This window comes from Kaistia dalseonensis (genome assembly GCF_030814715.1).
GTDB classification, from domain to species: domain Bacteria; phylum Pseudomonadota; class Alphaproteobacteria; order Rhizobiales; family Kaistiaceae; genus Kaistia; species Kaistia dalseonensis.
The window spans coordinates 452,227-470,014 of sequence record NZ_JAUSVO010000004.1 but is presented as its reverse complement, the minus strand read 5'-3'; the positions used below and the strand labels follow the sequence as shown (position 1 = coordinate 470,014).

13 protein-coding genes and 2 pseudogenes are annotated in these 17,788 nt (G+C 62.3%); 10 read left to right on the top strand and 5 right to left on the bottom strand.

The window, feature by feature from the left end; all coding sequences use genetic code 11:
- The first annotated feature begins 14 nt into the window (after positions 1-14).
- Together QO014_RS15980 and QO014_RS15975 are read left to right on the top strand one after the other, a co-directional pair.
- The gene (locus tag QO014_RS15980; RefSeq protein ID WP_266349710.1) at positions 15-842 is read left to right on the top strand and encodes a hypothetical protein; all 828 of its coding nucleotides are present in this window, start codon (positions 15-17) and stop codon (positions 840-842) included.
- A 121-nt stretch (positions 843-963) separates the two neighbouring features.
- Positions 964-2,073: pseudogene (locus QO014_RS15975) on the top strand (IS3 family transposase).
- 46 nt (positions 2,074-2,119) lie between these two features.
- Here the strand turns inward: QO014_RS15975 and QO014_RS15970 are convergent.
- Positions 2,120-2,506, bottom strand: coding sequence for an ester cyclase (locus QO014_RS15970; RefSeq protein WP_370877154.1), 387 nt, complete (start codon positions 2,504-2,506; stop codon positions 2,120-2,122).
- 232 nt (positions 2,507-2,738) lie between these two features.
- Positions 2,739-3,653: a LysR family transcriptional regulator gene (locus QO014_RS15965; protein ID WP_266349709.1), complete on the bottom strand. Its 915-nt coding sequence runs from the start codon at positions 3,651-3,653 to the stop codon at positions 2,739-2,741.
- A 91-nt stretch (positions 3,654-3,744) separates the two neighbouring features.
- On the opposite strand from QO014_RS15965, the gene QO014_RS15960 reads away from it, so the two are divergent.
- The 6 genes from QO014_RS15960 to QO014_RS15935 all read left to right on the top strand — a co-directional run bounded on the left by QO014_RS15960 (position 3,745) and on the right by QO014_RS15935 (position 11,285).
- The gene (locus QO014_RS15960; protein WP_266349708.1) at positions 3,745-4,878 is read left to right on the top strand and encodes an epoxide hydrolase family protein; all 1,134 of its coding nucleotides are present in this window, start codon (positions 3,745-3,747) and stop codon (positions 4,876-4,878) included.
- Between the two features lie 196 nt (positions 4,879-5,074).
- Positions 5,075-6,355, top strand: a complete 1,281-nt coding sequence (locus QO014_RS15955) for a thiolase family protein (protein ID WP_266349707.1) — start codon at positions 5,075-5,077, stop codon at positions 6,353-6,355.
- A 1-nt stretch (position 6,356) separates the two neighbouring features.
- Complete coding sequence (locus QO014_RS15950) at positions 6,357-6,776, top strand: Zn-ribbon domain-containing OB-fold protein (RefSeq protein ID WP_266349706.1); 420 nt, start codon at positions 6,357-6,359, stop codon at positions 6,774-6,776.
- Positions 6,777-6,975: 199 nt separating this feature from the next.
- A complete protein-coding gene (locus QO014_RS15945; RefSeq protein WP_307258464.1) occupies positions 6,976-7,728 on the top strand; it encodes an ABC transporter ATP-binding protein in 753 nt (250 codons plus the stop codon).
- Positions 7,725-10,088 carry an ABC transporter permease gene (locus QO014_RS15940; protein ID WP_266349937.1) on the top strand — a complete coding sequence of 788 codons (2,364 nt, stop codon included), beginning with the start codon at positions 7,725-7,727 and terminating at the stop codon, positions 10,086-10,088. The genes QO014_RS15945 and QO014_RS15940 overlap by 4 nt, the downstream gene beginning before the upstream one ends.
- A gap of 3 nt (positions 10,089-10,091) precedes the next feature.
- Entirely contained in the window at positions 10,092-11,285 is a 1,194-nt protein-coding gene (locus QO014_RS15935) for an efflux RND transporter periplasmic adaptor subunit (RefSeq protein ID WP_266349705.1), read from the top strand.
- Between the two features lie 138 nt (positions 11,286-11,423).
- Here the strand turns inward: QO014_RS15935 and QO014_RS15930 are convergent, their stop codons facing one another.
- Positions 11,424-11,990 carry an HPF/RaiA family ribosome-associated protein gene (locus QO014_RS15930; RefSeq protein ID WP_266349704.1) on the bottom strand — a complete coding sequence of 189 codons (567 nt, stop codon included), beginning with the start codon at positions 11,988-11,990 and terminating at the stop codon, positions 11,424-11,426.
- A gap of 358 nt (positions 11,991-12,348) precedes the next feature.
- Complete coding sequence (locus QO014_RS15925; protein ID WP_266349703.1) at positions 12,349-13,704, bottom strand: ferredoxin reductase family protein; 1,356 nt, start codon at positions 13,702-13,704, stop codon at positions 12,349-12,351.
- Between the two features lie 306 nt (positions 13,705-14,010).
- On the opposite strand from QO014_RS15925, the pseudogene QO014_RS15920 reads away from it, so the two are divergent.
- Positions 14,011-15,062: pseudogene (locus QO014_RS15920) on the top strand (IS3 family transposase).
- Positions 15,063-15,102: 40 nt separating this feature from the next.
- The gene (locus QO014_RS15915; protein WP_266349702.1) at positions 15,103-15,504 is read left to right on the top strand and encodes a hypothetical protein; all 402 of its coding nucleotides are present in this window, start codon (positions 15,103-15,105) and stop codon (positions 15,502-15,504) included.
- A 1,458-nt stretch (positions 15,505-16,962) separates the two neighbouring features.
- On the opposite strand, the gene QO014_RS15910 is transcribed toward QO014_RS15915, so the two are convergent.
- Positions 16,963-17,685: a GntR family transcriptional regulator gene (locus tag QO014_RS15910; protein WP_266349701.1), complete on the bottom strand. Its 723-nt coding sequence runs from the start codon at positions 17,683-17,685 to the stop codon at positions 16,963-16,965.
- Between the last annotated feature and the right edge of the window lie 103 nt (positions 17,686-17,788).

Here is a 17,788-nt window from a genome sequence, read left to right as displayed (position 1 = left end):
AAAGGGAGCCTTCGATGCCCAGGAAGAGCCGCGACGCCATCGCCGCCCTTACCCTCGCGCTGGTCGTCGTGGCGGGGTTCACCGGCGCGGCGCTCGCCGATACGCCGACGCCGCCCGCCTCGGCCTGGGTCACGATGGGGAGCGCCAATTTCTACGCCGTCTCGTTGAAGGCGCTGACGCTGCTCTTCGTCATGGCCGTGCTGATAGAATCCGCCCTGGCCGTCATCTTCAACTGGCGGCTGTTCCTGGAGCTCTTCTATGGCCGCGGCGTCAAGACACTGGTGATGATCGCCGTCTCGGCGCTCGCCGTATGGGCGTTCAACATCGATGTAGTGCAGACTATGCTCAGCCAATACGGCCTCGTCTCGGGCGAGGGTGGCGGGCCGCTGTCGCATTTGCTCACCGCGCTGATCCTCGCGGGCGGCAGCGCCGGTGTCTACCGCGTCCTCGTCGCGCTCGGTTACCGGCAGGCGCCGAGCGAAGCCGAAATCCGGCCGAGGCCGAAGAAGGACAAGGCCTGGATTTCTGTCAAGGTCCAGCGCCGTAGCGCGGTCGGCCAGGTCTATGTGCGTGTCACCGAGGCTGGACCAGTGACGGAGGCAAGCCCGCCGCAACTGGCCGGAATCGTCGCGCCGCGCGGCTTCTGGGCCATCATCGGCTCGGTGTTCCTGCTCGACCGCAACCGCTTCCCACAGGCCGGCGGCTATGAACTCGAGGTAGCGAAGGAGTACCGCGTCGAGGTGACGGGCCGGGACGAGGCGGGAGCTGTCGTCGCCTCCGATATCGACGGCACCTACCGCTTCGCGCCGGGCGCTGTCCTCGACTTCATCGCCCGGCTCTAGAGCATCAAGCCTTTCGTTCGTGTCGAGGTCTCATCCAGGTAAGCGGGCGGAGTAAATGAAGGGTGACCTTGCCCCCTGCAATGCCTTCGGTTTGAATTGGCCCCCGTCGGAAGGAGACGGGATGAAGAAGAGCCGGTTCAGCGAAGAGCAGATCATTGCCGTCCTGAAAGAGCATCAGACCGGGATTCCTGTGGCGGAGATCTGCCGCAAGCGCGGGATCAGCGACGCTACGTTTTGCAGCTGGCGCAGTCGCTAATGGCGGTATGGAAGTGTCCGACGCACGCCGGCTGAAGGCGCTCGACGATGAGAACCGCAAGCTCAAGAAGTCGTTGGCGGAGCCGATGCTGGACGTCGCGACGCTGCGGGAGGGGCTGGGAAAGTTCTGACGCCCAGGACAAGGAAGCACTTCGTGACCTGGGCGATCAAAGAGAAGCGTTACTCGCCGCGTCGGGCCTGCGGGCTGATCGGGCTCGACCCGAAGACCTATCGCTATGCGTCACGGCGACCGGACGATGCCGCCCTGCGGGGGCGACTGAAAGAACTGGCGCTTGAGCGGCGCCGGTTTGGCTATCGGCGCCTGCATATCCTGCTGAAGCGGGAAGGCATCGAGCTGAACCACAAGAAGCTGTTCCGGCTCTATCGCGAGGAGCGGTTGACGGTGAAGAGGCGCGGCGGCCGCAAGCGGGCGCTGGGCACAAGGGCGCCCATGGCGCTGTCGCAGGGGCCGAACCAGCGGTGGAGCCCGGACCTCGTCTCAGACATGCTGGCTGACGGCCGGCGGTTCCGGGTCTTGGTGGTAGTCGACGACTTCACGCGCGCGTGCCTGACGCTCGTCGTCGACACGTCGCTCTCCGGCATGCGGGTGGCGCGGGAACTGGACGCCATCGCCGAGGCACGTGGCCGGCCATTGATGATCGTCTCCGACAACGGCACCGAGTTGACCTCGCGGGCGATCCTGCAGTGGCAGGAAGATACCCGCGTCGAGTGGCACTACATCGCGCCCGGCAAGCCGACGCAGAACGGCTTCGTCAAAAGCCTGAATGGTCGCTTCCGGGACGAATGCCTCAACGAACATCTGTTCCGCGGCTTGGCATCGGCACGCCGCATCACCGAAGAATGGAGGAACGACTATAACCATCACCGGCCGCACACCAGCCTGCGCGGCCTCACCTCGAACGAGTTTGCGGCTCGGTCCAAAACGGACCAAAGAGAGAACAGAGTCCAGTTATGAGCGAGGGCAATCTGGGAGCACGTCAATGTGATCGCGCTCGGGCGTGTCATGCGAGTTGCGCTTCGATCGCAGCCTTGTCGATGACCGACCAAACGCGTGCGATCTTCGCACCGCGGAATTCATAGAAGACGTTCTCCGTGAACGAGACACGGCGACCATAGACGGGAAGGCCGAGAAACAGGCCGGCTGGCCGGCAATCGAAGACGAGCCGCGCGCCGATGATCGGGGGATCCTCGATCAGGAGATCAAGCCTGAAGGCGAGATCGGGTATCTGCCGGAAGTCCTCCTCGAGCATGGCGCGATAGCCGGCCAGTCCAAAGCTCCGGCCATTATGTTCGACATCGTCCGCCACGAACTGGCTGAGGCTCGGCCAGTCCTGAGCATTCAGGCAGTCGATATAGCAACGATAGATGTCGGCGATGGTGGCGGTCACCAGGATGTCTCCGATCGTGCAAGAGAAGGATGGCCGGTGATTGCCCGTGCAACACAGAGATGGGGGCTGGAATGCGCTTGACCTAGAGCTGCACGGCGCACGGAACCTTTGCACGGAGCGCGCGGATGAACGTCACTATGGCGCTAACGCCCGTCCCGGCGCCAAACCAGATCCGCCATGCTCTGATCGAGTTCGTCACCGAGCGGGGCCGGCGCTCTCCTGCGGCACTTGGCTAGGGCCGAAGCGTCTCTGTCAGATAGTCCAAAAAGCATCGGACCCGGGCTGGAATATGCGGGCCCCCGACGAAAAGAGCGTGGACTTCCTCCACATCGCCTGGATTGAATTCCTCTAGCAGGGGGATCAGCGCGCCCGATCGAATCTCTTCCTCGACGGTAATGGTCCCGACACGCGTGATGCCGACGCCACCGATAGCGAGCTGTCTCAGCGTATCGCCATTATCGGCCTCGACGCTCCCCTTGATGGCGAGCGCATAGTGGCGCCCCTCCCTCAGGAACGGCCAGACCGGTGCGGTGCGCTTGAAATTGAAGCCGAGGCAGTCATGGGCGTGCAAGTCTTCGGGAGTTCCGGGGACCCCGCGTCGCGCCAGATAGTCCGGGGACGCGACGATCACCTTTCGGGTCTCCGCAAGCTTGCGGGCGACCAGCTGTGTGTCCGCCAGAGGACCCACCCGAATCCCCACATCGGCTTGACCGGCCGCGATGTCGACGACGGTGTCGGTCAAGCTGACATCCAGCAATATGTCCGGATAGCGCTGGATAAAGCCACCGAGGACGGGCAGCAGGAACATCCGCCCATACTCGATCGACGCACTGACCCGCAGCCGCCCTTTGGGTGAACTCTGATGGGAGATCAATTGCTCGGTTTCCCTGAGGTCAGCCAGGATGCGGCGGGCGGCCGAGAGATAGCTGGACCCTTCGGGGGTAAGCGTCAAAGAACGCGTCGTTCGCAGCAGGAGCCGGACGCCGAGCCGTTCCTCCATGTGGTCGACGACGCGCGAAACGGATGATGGAGCAAGACCGAGTCTCCGCGCTGCCGCCGAGAAGCTCCCGTTATCGGCAACCAGCGCGAACAGCTCCAGCTCCCTGCCCCAATCTGCAGAGGGGGCCTTGTGATGCGCGGGATGCAAAGGACCTCTCATCGCTGGGAGCCTACAAAGCCTGGATCAGGACGTCCATTTTTGTGTCAGTCGCTGAAATTCGACAAGCCAGGAGAACGGAATGGTTACTCCCTTTGTCATCGACATCCCCGAACGTCGACTTACCGCCATTCGAAGCAGGGTCGCGCAATACGATTGGGATGGTCTCCCGGATGCGGGCGGCTGGTCGGCGGGCATCGGCAAAGACGACCTGAGGCGGCTTGTTTCCTATTGGCAGGAGGTGTTCGACTGGCGTGCCATCGAGCGCCGCCTGAACGGGTTGCCCAACTTCACGACCAAGATCGACGGCGAACGCATTCACTTCTTGCACAAGCGCGGGAATGGGACGAGGCCGCCACTCCTGTTGCTGCATGGATGGCCGGGCTCTTATCTCGAGTTCGAACAGTTGCTCGATCCGCTGGCATCGGCCGGGCATGACGTCGTGGTGCCATCGCTTCCCGGCTTCGCGTTCTCGACGCCGATCACAGGCATCATCGGGCCAAGGCGAACCGCCAGGCTCATGCATGGCCTGATGCAGCGCTTGTTCGGGCAAACCCGCTACTTCGTTCAGGGTGGCGATTGGGGATCGGGGATCGCGAGCTGGATGGCCATGGATCAGCCGCAGGCACTGCTCGGCTTTCACATGAACATGGTCGGCGTGTTCGCAGAGGACGTCGTTCCCGCTTCGCCCGAAGAGCAGGACTGGTTCGTGCGTCGGGCAGCAATCCTCGACTGGGAGCAGGGATACAGCCATGAGCAGGGAACCCGGCCGCAGACATTGGGCGCGGCGATGGCTGACAGCCCGGTCGGGGCTGCTGCATGGATACTGGAGAAATTCGGCGTCTGGGCTGATCTGCCGCGGCGCGCAGACGGCAGCCCTGATCTCTGGAGTCGCTTCTCGGAAGAGCAACTGCTCACCAACATCATGCTCTATGTCGCCCCGCCAGCGGTCGTGACGGCGAGCTGGATCTATCACGGGCAGCGGCTCGAAGGAGCCGATCGCTTTCCGGCCGGCGCACGCGTCGAGACGCCGATGGGGTTCGCGGCCTTTAGGGACCCGGTCTTCCTGCCGCCGCCGCGCTCGTTCGCCGCAAAGACCTACAACATCGTTCAATGGACCGACATGCCGAGAGGTGGCCATTTCGCCGCATTGGAGGAGCCGCAGCTGTTGTTGGCTGACCTAGGGGCATTTATCGCAACGGTGTCGCCACCCTAAATTCTCGCTCAAGAAGCACTTTCCTCCCATGCAGCTCCGCGTAATTGTTTGACCCATATCAAAGCGGTCTGTTCCAGTTGGTCAACAGTAATGAGCTATCGGCGGATTGATGCGCCATTCTCGTGCCGAGTTCCCCGCCGCATTCGTCATAAGAGCGTCTACAGACGCCTTCGGTACGACTGGGAGGGATCAGTCCATGAGAAACAAATTAGTCGAACGGGCCGTGATATCGGGTGTCGGCTGCTCGCGCTTCGGTGATTTGCTTGAAACGCCTGAGCTGAAGGGGTTGAGCATTCAGGAGCTGATGGCGCGCGCGGTCAAGGAAGCGCTCGACGACGCCGGGATAACCGGCCAGGACGTTGACGCGGTTTTCGCCGGCAATGCGATGGTCCACAGTTCGCAGGTGCCGGGCACCTATTCGCAACTGTCCAAGTGGACCGGCACGCAGTTCAAGGCCGGCGTCCATTTCGAGGCGCAATGTTCAACCACCAATGTCGGCGCCGCCATGGCCGCGATGTCGGTCGCGGCTGGGGTCTACGACACGGTGCTCGTCTATGGCCTAGAAACCACGCGCACCAAGGTGAAAGGGTTCAGTCCCTACGAGCGCGAGCCGATTTCACATCAGCAGACCTGGCTTTGGACCGACATGGCGGTCAATCAGGCCTATGGCGTGCCGCAGGGCTACGACATCTTCTCGACCTATAACGGTCTGGTCGCGCTCGGTTACTGCCGCAAATACGGCATGTCGATCGACGACTTTGATCGCAGCATGTTCGAGCTCTGCCGCACACGGCGCCTCCACGGTTCCATGAACCCCAAAGCCAACATTCAGGAGAAGCTCGAAGACCGCGCGGCGAGGGAAGGCTTCTCCGATCCATACGACTACTGGCAATCCGACAAGCACAATCCTTTCGTGGCGTGGCCGTCACGGCTTCTGAGCCTGGTAACGACCGCGGACGGCGCTTCGGCCATGGTCATCACCCGCGCGGACGCAGCCAAAGGCGCCAAATCGCAGCCCGTCGAGCTCAAGGGCTTCGGCATCAGCTATAGTGACCTGCCGTGGTACGGCGAAGACGCCACCTATTGGGAATTCGACCGCCGCGCGATCGACGCCGCCTTCGATATGGCCGGCATCACCGCCGCCGACATCGACTACCTGCACACCCACGACTGCTCCCACATCTCCGGCATCTGCACCGCCGAGGCCACCGGTTATCTCGAACCCGGCAAGGGGCTCGCCGCGGCGCGCGATGGCCGGCTGCGCTTTGACGGCGACCGGCCGATGTCGACCCACGGCGGCCGCCACGCCTTCGGCCATGCCTGGGGCGCCAGCGCCGGCACCGACACCTACGAGGCCGTGTTGCAGATGCGCGGCCAGGCGGGGCCGCGACAAATCAGGAAGACACCGGAGATATCCGTCATTCACACACACGGCTACGCCATGATCGGCACCGTCGTCGTCCTTGGGAGTGTTTGACATGCCGAACGTTGCCGAACAGTCGAGTGCCATCCGCTCCTATTACGAAGGGCTCGCGAAGGGCGTCTTTCGGGCGGTCACCTGCAAAGCCTGCGGCGGCTACACTTTCCCGCCGACCGGCTGCTGCGAACATTGCGCCAGTTGGGACGTGACGCCGGTCGAGCTGAGTGGCGACGCGACGTTGCTGCTGGCGTCACACAATATTTCGCCGGCCTGCCATCCGAGGTTCGAGAAGATCGCGCCTTATGTCTACGGCCATCTCCGCCTGAAGGAGGGGCCGATCGTCCAGGGGATCGTTCTCGGCGTAAAGCCAACCCCGGAGGATCTCAAGGCCCTATTCGAGCGTGGTCCGGTTCCGGTGAAGGCAGAAACGCTGCAGATGAGCGATCTGCCAGTTATTGCATTCCGTTTGGCGGGCTGAGCGGACGCGCAAACGGCTCCCGCATTGCATCGTGGCTGCAGCAGGCGTTGCCCGTGCTGCAGCCAGTTTCGCGCGAGGCGTCCGGAACATGGCGCAGATGATCTGCATCGCATTGCAAGAGTACGCGTCGACAGGTTAAGCCGCAAAGCGTCCACGGCGTGTCAGACGGCGTTCAAAACTGACCCCGGATCGACGTCGAATGACACAAGGCGGCTCTCACCCGACGCATACGCCAAAGGACCTCCCGCCAAGCGTGGTCTTCCACGCCCGTGGACTGTCGAAGACCTATGTCATGGGCGAAGTCGAGGTGCACGCGCTTCGCGATATCGATCTCGATATCCGTGAGGGTGAATTCGTCGTGCTGCTCGGTCCCTCTGGGTCTGGCAAGTCGACATTGCTCAACATCCTTGGCGGGCTCGATGCACCAACATCCGGCGAGGCCAGGTGGCGCGACCACGATCTCGTCAATGCGGGCGAAGCCGAATTGACACGCTACAGGCGCGAACATGTCGGCTTCGTCTTTCAATTCTACAATCTGATACCCAGCCTGACAGTCCTCGAAAATGTCGAGTTGGTGCAGGAGATCGCCGAAAAGCCGTTCGACCCGCGAGCAGCCCTGGCTCTGGTCGGTCTTACGGAGCGACTCGACCATTTTCCGTCGCAGCTTTCGGGCGGCGAACAACAGCGCGTTGCCGTCGCCAGAGCGATTGCGAAGTCACCCGACGTCCTCCTTTGCGACGAACCGACCGGCGCTCTCGACTACGACACTGGCAAGCTGGTCCTGGCGGCCATTGCCCGCGTCAACGAACAGCTCGGCACGACGACCGTCATCATCACGCACAATGCCGCGATCGCCGGAATGGCCGACCGGGTACTGAAACTCGGCGGCGGCCGCATCGTCGGCGAGGAGCGCAACGAGTGCCGGCTGTCGCCAGAGGAGTTGAGGTGGTGAGCCTGCTCGACAGGAAGCTCTGGCGCGACCTGCTGTCCCTGCGCGGCCAGATCATCACGATCGCATTTGTCGTCGCCGCTGGCGTAGCTGTTTTCGTAGCATCGATCTCGACTTTCAACTCCCTGCAATCTGGCCGCTCGCGCTTCTATGACAGCGCGCGGTTTCCCCAGATCTTCGTCAGCTTGAAACGTGCCCCGCTATCGATCGTGTCGCGATTGGCAGCGATCCCAGGCGTAGCGGTGGTCGAGCCACGCATCGTCCGCGACGTCATCGTCGACTGGCCCAATTCCCTCCTGCCCGTGTCGGCGCGCATGGTCTCGCTTTCCAACGGTGGGGATGAAACGCTTGCCCGCCTCCATGTGCGGCGCGGCACGGCGCCAGGACCGAATGAAACGCACGGCGCCGTCGTCAATGAAGCCTTCGCCGAAACGAACGGCGCCGTGCCGGGCACCGATATCCGCGTGATCCTCAATGGCCGCGTGCAGAACTTCGCCGTGACCGGCACCGCGCTCTCACCGGAATATGTCTATGCCGTGAAGCCTGGCGCTCCCATTCCGGATGATCGCTTCTACGCCGTTCTTTGGATCGATCGCAGCGCGGCCGAAGCTGCTTTCGACATGAAGGGCGCGTTCAACGACCTCGCCATCTCCCTGGCGCCAGGGGTCGATCAGGGGCCGGTGATCGCCGAACTGGACCGGCTGCTCGAACCCTACGGCTCGGTGGGCGCGCTCGAAAGGCGCGATCAGCCGTCCAACCGGTTCCTGGAGGACGAACTCGATCAGCAGAAGGTGACCTCCATCATCATTCCGGTCATCTTCTTCGGCGTGGCGGCTTTCCTGCTCAACGTGACGCTCAGCCGACAGGTGGCGGCCCAGCGCGAGCAGATTGCAGCGCTGAAAGCCCTCGGATTCTCGAATGCCCCGCTCGTCGCGCACTACCTGAAGCTGGTGGCGGTGGTCGTGATCCTGGGCTCGGTGCTTGGCGTTGTCGGCGGCGTCGCCTTCGGCCGCGCTATGATCGCGAGCTATCAGGGATTTTTCCGCCTTCCGACCCTGACGTTCGAACTGACGGCGTGGTCGATCGTAGCCGGTGTGGGTCTCAGCTTCGCCGCGGCGACTCTGGGCGTCGTCACCGAGCTGCGCAAAGTGGTCGTCCTGGCGCCCGCCGTCGCAATGCGCCCAGCAGCACCGCTGCGCTTCCGAAGATCGTGGCTGGAGATCCTGCTGTCGTCGCGCCTGCTGACGCCACGGCGCATCATGGTCTTGCGCAATCTTCTCGGCCGCCCCATCCGCGCCTCCCTGACGACGATCGGCATCGCCTTCGCCATTCCGATGGTGGTGCTCGGACTATTCTGGCACGACGCCATCGATGCGATGATCGAAATCCAGTTCAACCTGGTGGAACGCGGCAATGCCACGGTGACATTCCCGCACCCGCTGGATCGCCGCATCATCGGTGATTTGGGCCGAGAGCCCGGCGTCCTTGCCGCTGAGGGCCAGCGTATCGTTCCGGTACGGATGCGCGCCGGCCAGCGCAGCTATCTGACCGCCGTCACGGGCCTGCCGATGGACGGAGAATTGCGCCGGCCGCATGATTCAAGGCTTCGCCCCATCGAGATATCGCAAGACGGCATTACGCTGACGCGCCGGCTGGCCGAGCGCCTCGGCGTCGCGCCTGGCGACGTCATGACGGTCGAGGTCATGGAGGGAATGCGTCGGAAACGCGATGTTCCCGTGAGCGCCATCGTCGACGAGGTGCTCGGCATGGGGTCCTATATGGAGATCGGCACGCTGAACCGCCTTACCGGCGAGGGCGACGTCGTGTCCGGCGCGGCGCTCTTCATCGAGCCTTCGGCCTTGCCGGCCCTGTCGCAGCGCTTCAGGGATTTGCCGGTCATCGAATCCGTCGCCATCAAGACCTACACGCTGGCTTCCTTCCTCGACAAGATTGCCAAGATGTTGCTGGTCAGCGCGGGCATCCTCACGACATTCGCCGTGATCATCGCAATCGGTGTCGTTTACAATAGTGCCCGTATCGGGCTGCAGGAGCGCGCGAGGGACCTGGCAACCTTGCGCGTGCTTGGCTTCACCCGTGCCGAAGTCGCCCAAATTCTGCTTGGAGAATTTGTGATCGAGATTGCGCTGGCGCTTCCTCTCGGAATGCTGCTTTCGCAGGGCCTCATCCACCTGATCACCCAATTCTACTCCAATGAAAGCTTCCAAATTCCCGGGGTCGTCACCGCCGGGACTTATTTCGCCGCCTGTATCGTCGTGATCGCCGCGTCCGTCGGCAGCGCTTATGTGGTGCGCAGACGTGTCGACCGTTTCGATCTGGTCGCGGTGCTCAAGACGAGGGACTAGACGATGCGCATCACGCTCAGCCGCGTTCTGTCCTTTTTCGCTGTCGCCGCATTGCTGGCGCTGGTCATCTGGTTGATGGTGCCAAAGCGCGTGGTCGTCGAGACGGCGACCGCGACCGAGGGCGAATTCGTTGCTACCATCGACGAGGACGGCAAGACACAGATCCGCGAGCGCTACGTCGTGGCGGCGCCACTCTCCGGCCGACTGAGTCGCGTTTGGCTCAAGGCGGGCGACGAGGTGACGGCCGGCGGCGCCATTGCGACGCTCACGCCTTCGCCGGCGCCCCTCCTCGATCCGCGCAGCCGCCGCGAGGCGGAGGAACATCTGGGCGTCACCGAAGCCAGCCGTGAACGGAGCAAGGCCGCTGTGGAGCGCGCCGAGGCGGAAGTCGCGCAAGCAACGAGCGATCTGGAGCGGGCGCGTGCCCTGACCCAGCGCGGCGTGTCGACGCAACAAGTGCTTGAGCGTGCCGAGACCGCGAAGCGCGTGGCCGATCGCGAACTGCGCGCTGCGCAATTTCTGGATCACGCCGCCGAACATGAGATGGAACAGGCCCGGGCGCTGCTCGCGCAGTATCGGAATGGCAGCGACACGACGCCTGACCTCTGGCTCGTGACCGCGCCGGTGTCGGGGCTCGTCCTGAAGGTAACGCAAGAGAGCGAAACCATTGTCCAACCCGGCACTCCCATTCTTGAAATCGGCGATCCTCGCGACTTGGAGATCGTCGTCGACGTGCTCAGTGTCGATGCGGTGGAAATCGCTCCAGGCGCCGAGGTTGCGATCGACAATTGGGGCGGAGCGGGCGTGCTCGCCGGACGCGTGCGCAGGGTCGAGCCGGCCGCCTTTACCAAGGTCTCGACGCTGGGCGTGGAGGAGCAACGCGTCAACGTGCTCATCGATCTGGTCTCGCCGGAGAAGGACTGGATCCGTCTCGGCGACGCCTATCAGGTCGATGCGCGGATCACAGTGTTCAGGCGCGATGATGTGACGATGATTCCGACCGGCGCTCTGTTTCGTGCCGGCGACCAATGGAATGTCTATGTGGTGGCGGGCGGCAGGGCCCGGCTCCGTGCCGTCCAGCTATTGAGGCGATCCGGCCGCGTCGCGGCGGTGTCCGCGGGACTGCAACCAGGCGACCAAGTCATCGTCTATCCGAGCGACAGCGTTGCCGATGATGTTCGGGTGGAAACACACTGAAGAATCGAGGTCGGGGACTGGTGTGCTGGCTCGGGGAAGGCATCAGGAGGTTCTCTGAGGCATGCTTACGCGGCCGTTTCTCCGCCATCCATCGCTTGGCGTGTCCGTAAGGCACCAAGCGTGGACATGGTGATCCCGCTACGTCGGGTGGTGCTTGCCGATCAAGCGCACCGAACTCGCCTGCGGACCCTTGTCGCCCTGTTGCTCGACGAACCGGACCTCGCTGCCGACCACCAGGCGGTCAAACCCATCGTTCAGCACGGCGTTGCGGCTGAAGAACAACTCTCGCCCGTCGTTGGTTTCGATGAAGCCGCAGTCCTCGCCCGCGAGAAACCTCGTGACGCGTCCGTGATCGGGTGGCTGGTGGGTCTTGACGTCGCCGCGCATCTCGCGCTCGGCATCCTCGATTTGACCCTGTGCGGTGTGAAATGCATTCCTGATCGCGACGAGCGGGTGCTCGTTCCCGGGGATGTCGCCGTGCGACCGGCTGACCAGAATATCCTTGCGCTCGGGCATCGCGATGCGCAACTCGACGTTGAAAGCGCCGCCCTTGCGATGCCGCGAACTCGGGCCCTCGATCACCACATGGCAACTCGTTATCTGGCCGCTGAATTTTTCCAGACGATCCAGTTCCCTGGCGATCTCGGCGCGGAGTTCCTCCGACGGTTCGCAATTGCGGAAGGTGATTTCTGCGGGAACCTGCATTGCTGCCCCCTCTCCCTGGCCCTGCTGCTCTAAACGGCCGTTGATGGAGAATGCACCAACCCATCGGCCCTGGAATTGAGCCGGATCAATGCAACATCACTTCCGTCGGTGGCGCTCAGGCGGCGCTTCCGATTGTCGCCGGCTCGCATCAACCGAGCCCGTCAGGCATCTCTCGCCTGAGGATTGAGGCTTTCATCCTGGAGCCCGAGCCACGAGCGAGACCTGCCAAATGCAGTGGCAGGTCACCGTCGATCGAGATCTCGGTGGACATAGAATTTCTGAAGTATTCCCAATGAATTGAAGCAATCTGATGTGTGGCCTCGCTTGGGCGCTTGCTCACACCCATGCCTGACCGACTTCAGCGCATGGCAAACAGCTCCTGGTGGAAATGTCTCGAAACGTCGAAACCCTGTGCCTCGAAGTCCTTGCGCAGCGCTTCGCCGAAGCCAGACGGCCCGCAGAACCAGATGCTGGCTTCGCGCCAGTTCGGCACTTCGGCGCGGATGCGGTCGCCGGTCAGCCGTCCGTCGCGCTCGTCGATGAGAACGTGAAGCCGCACCTTTGCCTCCGACGCGTCGGCCGCCAACTTGCGGAGCGCTTCCTCGTCGACATCCGTCGTGGTGTGAAACAGGTCGGCCGTCTTCGCATTCGAGCCGGGCTTTCCGGAGCCGCTCTGCAGCGCGATGTGTTTCATGTGGGCGATGAACGGCGTGATACCTATCCCGCCGCCGACCCAGATCTGGTGCGGTTTGTCGTCATCGAAGGTGAAGCAACCATAAGGTCCTTCGATCTTCATGTCCTGTCCGGCGCGAAGCTTCTCGCGCAGGCGGCTGGTGTGATCGCCCAGTTCCTTGGTGATGAAGGTGATGCGCGGGTCCTTGTCGTTCCAGCCGGAGGCGATTGTGTAGGGATGCGCACCTTCCGAGAGATCCGACGTCGCGAAGGCGAACTGGCCCGGTTTGTGGCCCGGCCAGCCATGCGGGACTTCGATCTCAGTCTCGAGGACCTTCACGCCAGGATAATAGTGTGTCGACGCGATCGTGCCGCGAACCTGCCGGGTGACGCCGACTCGTCGTACAAGTACGACGATAGCGGCCCATGTTCCGTAGGCGAGCAACATAGCCAGGACGATGCCGATCGGCGATGTCCAGTAATCGAAGCTCGTCAGAACCACGCTGTGATATACGAGCACCAGATACGCGACGGCCAGCAGGCGGTGCGTTTTGTAGAAATAGCGGTAGGGAAAATACTTGATCAGTGCGAGGGCGATCAGGATGATCGTCGCATAGAAGGCCCATTCCCCGAGTCCTTCCGCCGTTCCCCGCTGGGTCGAGAAAAAGGCCTCGATCGGATTTTCAATCGCCGGACGTTCGCCGCGAGCCGGCCGCGCGATCCAGCCGTAGCCAACCGCCCATTTGGCACCCTGGCTCCACAGCCAGTGGATGACGGACACGATCAGCGCCGTGATGCCCAGCCATTTGTGCAGGCGGTACATCTTGTCGAGGCCGCCGAACCAGCGTTCTGGCCAGCGGGGCCGCAGCGCCAGAATCATCGCCACACTCATAGCGCCGATGGCGATGATGCCGCTGTATTGCATCATCGTTGCGCGCAGCACGAAGAAGTTCGCTGGCTGGAAGACGGAAGGCTCGGCGATGAGCCAAAGGATTGTAAGCAGCGCGAAGAGGCCGATCAGGGTGCGGCGGATATTCTGCATGTGAATTCCTTCGGTTGATTCGTCACCTCCGTATTTCAAATATCCGCACTACGGACGACGGTCCTTGAGCTTGGTCAAGGCATCCACGTCGCTGGGAGATTCAACTAACCACGTGTATACGATCTCGGATGTCGACGAGTGGCGTCATCATTACGGCTACTGAAAGTGGTTGGCCCAGATGGTCGTATTCGCTGAGTTCTGGCGCACGAGAATGCGCGGAATTCAATCCTACCCGATCGCGGGCTCTGAACCGCCCCTAGATTCCTGGACGCCTTCTTCCCTCAATTCTGAGGCAAGGAGGCCCCGATGAGCAAAGCGAACTTCACCGAGGACTTCAAGCGCGACGCGGTCGTTCAGATCATCGAGCGGGGCTATCCGGTTGCGGAGGTGGCTGCGCGGCTGGGGATCAGCAAGTACTCGCTCTACGAGCGGAGGAAACGGTACGGCAAGCCTGCGGCCGCAGCCCGCGATGATGATCAGGCTGCTGAGGTCCGCCGACTGAAGCGCGAGTTGCAGCGCGTGACGGAGGAGCGCGACATCCCAAAAGAAGCGGCCGCGTACTTCGCCAACGATGCAAAGCGAAGTACGCGCTCATCGCCGAGCATCGCCGCGAGAGCGGCAAAGTCTATGGCTATCCATTGGCCGACAGGTGATTGCTTGCCATCACCGCAAGGCGCAAGCTTCACGACGATCTGGCGGACATGGGCGAGAGCTGCTGTCCCAACCGGGTTGCGCGGCTGACGCGACTTGCCGGCATTCAGGCGCAGATCGGCTACAGACGCCATCCCGGCCAATAAGGAGGCAAGCCATCCCTGGCGGTAGACGACACGCTCGATCGCCGGTTTGACGCGGACGCGCCTGACAAGGCCTGGGTGACCGACATCACCTACATCCGCACTCACGAAGGCTTCGCCTATCTGGCGGTCGTGATCGACCTCTTCTCCCGCCGGGTCGTCGACTGGTCCATACAGGCCCGGCAGACCACCAACGTCGTGCTTCAGGCGCTGCTGGCCGCCGTCTGGCGACGCAGGCCAAAGGACCGTGCGCTGGTGCATTCGGATCAGGGGAGCCAGTTCACCAGCCTGGAATGGGCTTCGTTCCTGAAACACCACGATCTGCAGCCCTCGATGAGCCGTCGTGGCAACTGCCATGACAACGCCGTGGCCGAGAGCTTCTTCAACCTGCTCAAGCGCGAACGCGTCCGCCGCAAGGTCCACCGCACGCGCGACGAGGCACGCCGGGACGTGTTCGATTACATCGAGATGTTCTGCAACTCCACCCGGAAGCACGCACGCAACGAGATGCTGTCACCCATGGAGTTCGAACGGCAGCACAAAGCCAAAGCCGAGGGCGTCTAGAAAACGCGGGGCGGTTCAGACACACACCAAGTGGAACGTCATGAGCGGAACGAACGACAGAGAGATATCAGGATGTTCCCGGTCGGGTGGCACGCGACTGACAGCGCAGGAGCGCGGCAGATGGCTGAAGCCGTTTTCAACATTCCGAGTTCTTGGTCTCATCCTGCTCGTTGCGATGGGCGCCCTGAGTTTTGGCGCTGCCGAAGCGTTTGCTGCCGATTACGCTGTCTACGAAGAGCACTCGCCGGAAACGAAGCCGATGCAGCCGGGAGCAAATCTCCGGGCTTTGAACCGGGTCATCACCCAGAGAGGCGATGCGATCCATCTGGATCCCGACACCGGGATTGTCTCCCTGAAGGCGGTGACCTACCGGATCTCCGGCGCCCTGCAGCCGAGCCCGCCCCAGCAACGAACTCCAGCGAGCGCGACGTCATCACACTGACGGTCCCGGTCGCCTTCAAACGGTCCGGCTTCGAACTGCGCCTCGTCGTTCCGGGCAAAGAAGCAGCAGCCCGGCCGGATACCAGTCTCGTTCGCCTTATCGCTCGCGCACCAGATTGTACCCAGGTTGAGTGGTGACCCGGAGCCCACCGTTGCGGATTTAGCCAGGGAAGAGGGACTGAACAAATCCTATGTGTCGCGGCTCGTCCGGTTGGCCTTCCTGGCGCCCGATATCATCACTGCAATTCTGGAAGGCCGGCAGCCCGTTACACTGACCGCCAACAAGTTGATGGCGGATACTCGCCTTCCGATCGATTGGGCAGAGCAGCGCCGCGCGCTCGGGTTCAATTAGTCCCGCGCCATTCTGGTTGCCCCCGCACGCCTATCTTCTTGCAGAACAGCAGCCAAGCGGCCGAGGCTGCAACACCCATCGCAATGTTTGGCGCCAGCATCTCGTGGACTGCTGTGGCAAATCCAGTTGGCATTGCGCCACACTAGAAGCCCTCCGACTCGTCGGTCCCAATTGCACGCAAGGCAAAGAGGCGCGTCTGCTCGAACCGATCGACGCAGCAGGCCAATCCTGTCGGCAGGAAAGCGGCTTGCGGGCATATGAAGTGGAAAGGGGCGGCCGTGCAGTCGTGCAAAAAGTCGCCCCCCAATTCGCAATTCGGGTACCGCTGAAAGTCGCGCTAGAGACGGGGACGTGAAGAGCAGGCAAAAGCAGTCTCTTCCGACCCGGCCCAAGATCGGCGGCCTGCAAGCTCTGGAAACAACGGCACTATCTGCCGCAGCCTCCAAAAGTAAAAAAATCTAATAAAAAACAAGTACTTAATTGCGGCGGGCGCAGTCCGCCGTGAACCCGTCTCTGCCGGCTTCCCTGTTCGGAGCAGAAACGCCAGAGAGGGACTTCCTCGCGATCTCGGGTGGAGTGCCTGCTGGAAAGTGACGCGATTTCCGTGCGTTACCTGAATATCTCTGTGAAATGATGGGCCGATTTTTAGACATCTGGAAGGGTGTTCTCAGCCGCTATCTGGGAAAATCGATTGTCGTTTGGTGGGATTGCGTTGTCGTTAGCCGGGATCGGAATGCAATTCTGTGGAATTGGCTTGCGCGATTGCGGGATCGCTTTGTCGAATGGCGGTTCGGCAATGTCGTTATCCGGTGCTGGCCTGCCGTTAAGCGGGCCAGGACTGCCGCTTGGCGGTATCCGATTGTCGAATTCGGAGGGGCTTGGCGAGAGCCGATCCAAGGCCCCGAACAGGCGCAGGCAATGCCTTGGCGCTGGGCAGGGGAATGCCCTGCCTCTCGACGACAAGCAGGACGTCTACAAAGCGACCTAGGTATTTGGTCCCGGGGTGCGGTGACGCGGGTTGATTTTTGAAGATGGCGGGGTTTGCGTCCCGCGCCCGATTGACAGCCTCGAGCCGATTCCAAGCCATCCAAATGGATATTGGGCCGTCTATGGCTTCGACGCCTCAAGTATCCGCTGGACGACCTCCCGCGTCCGTAAATCATGCTGAAGCATGATCTCGCCGGCTTTACGGCCGTCTCGTTCGGCGAAAGCCTTCATGAGAAGTTCATGCTCGGCCATCGCTTCCGCCCAACGGGCCTGTGATGCCAGTGCAGCGTGACGGCCGCGTCTCGCTTTCAGGATTAGCGCCGCATGGGTCGTCGCCAAAGTCGCATTCTTCGCCGCGGCGACGATCGCGACATGGATCTCGTTATTCAGCTTGAAATAATCGTGTAGATTGCCGGCTTGGTGATAGCCCGCCATCCGCTCATGCATACGGCTGAGCTTCGCCAGTTCCCGCGCCGTCATGCGCTCAGCGGCGAGCTCGCAGGCATGGCGCTCGATGCCGCCAATGACTTCGAGCAGATCGGTGATCGTCTTCGCTGAAAGGGCGGCGACGCGCGCACCACGGCCGGGAAGAAGCTCGACCAGCCCTTCCGTCGCAAGCAGCTTGACGGCTTCGCGCACCGGCGTCCGCGAAACGTTCAGCGTCTCGGCGAGGTTGAATTCGTGCAGCCGCTCGCCGACACGCAGTTCGCCTTCGATGATCATGTCGCGCAGCCGGTCGACTACGGCCTCGTGCAAAGGACGTTGACGCGCGGCGCGCTTTGCTGCCTCCGGCGCGGGGCGTTCGATCACGGGGTTCGGTGCCAGGCTTTCGTCCGTCGTCACTTCGTCAGGCATCCTGTTGCGCAAAGCATGAGCATTCTTAGTCACCTCCGCCAATTTTGCATGCAAAAAATCAAATTAATGCATGCACAATATCGGCGACAAT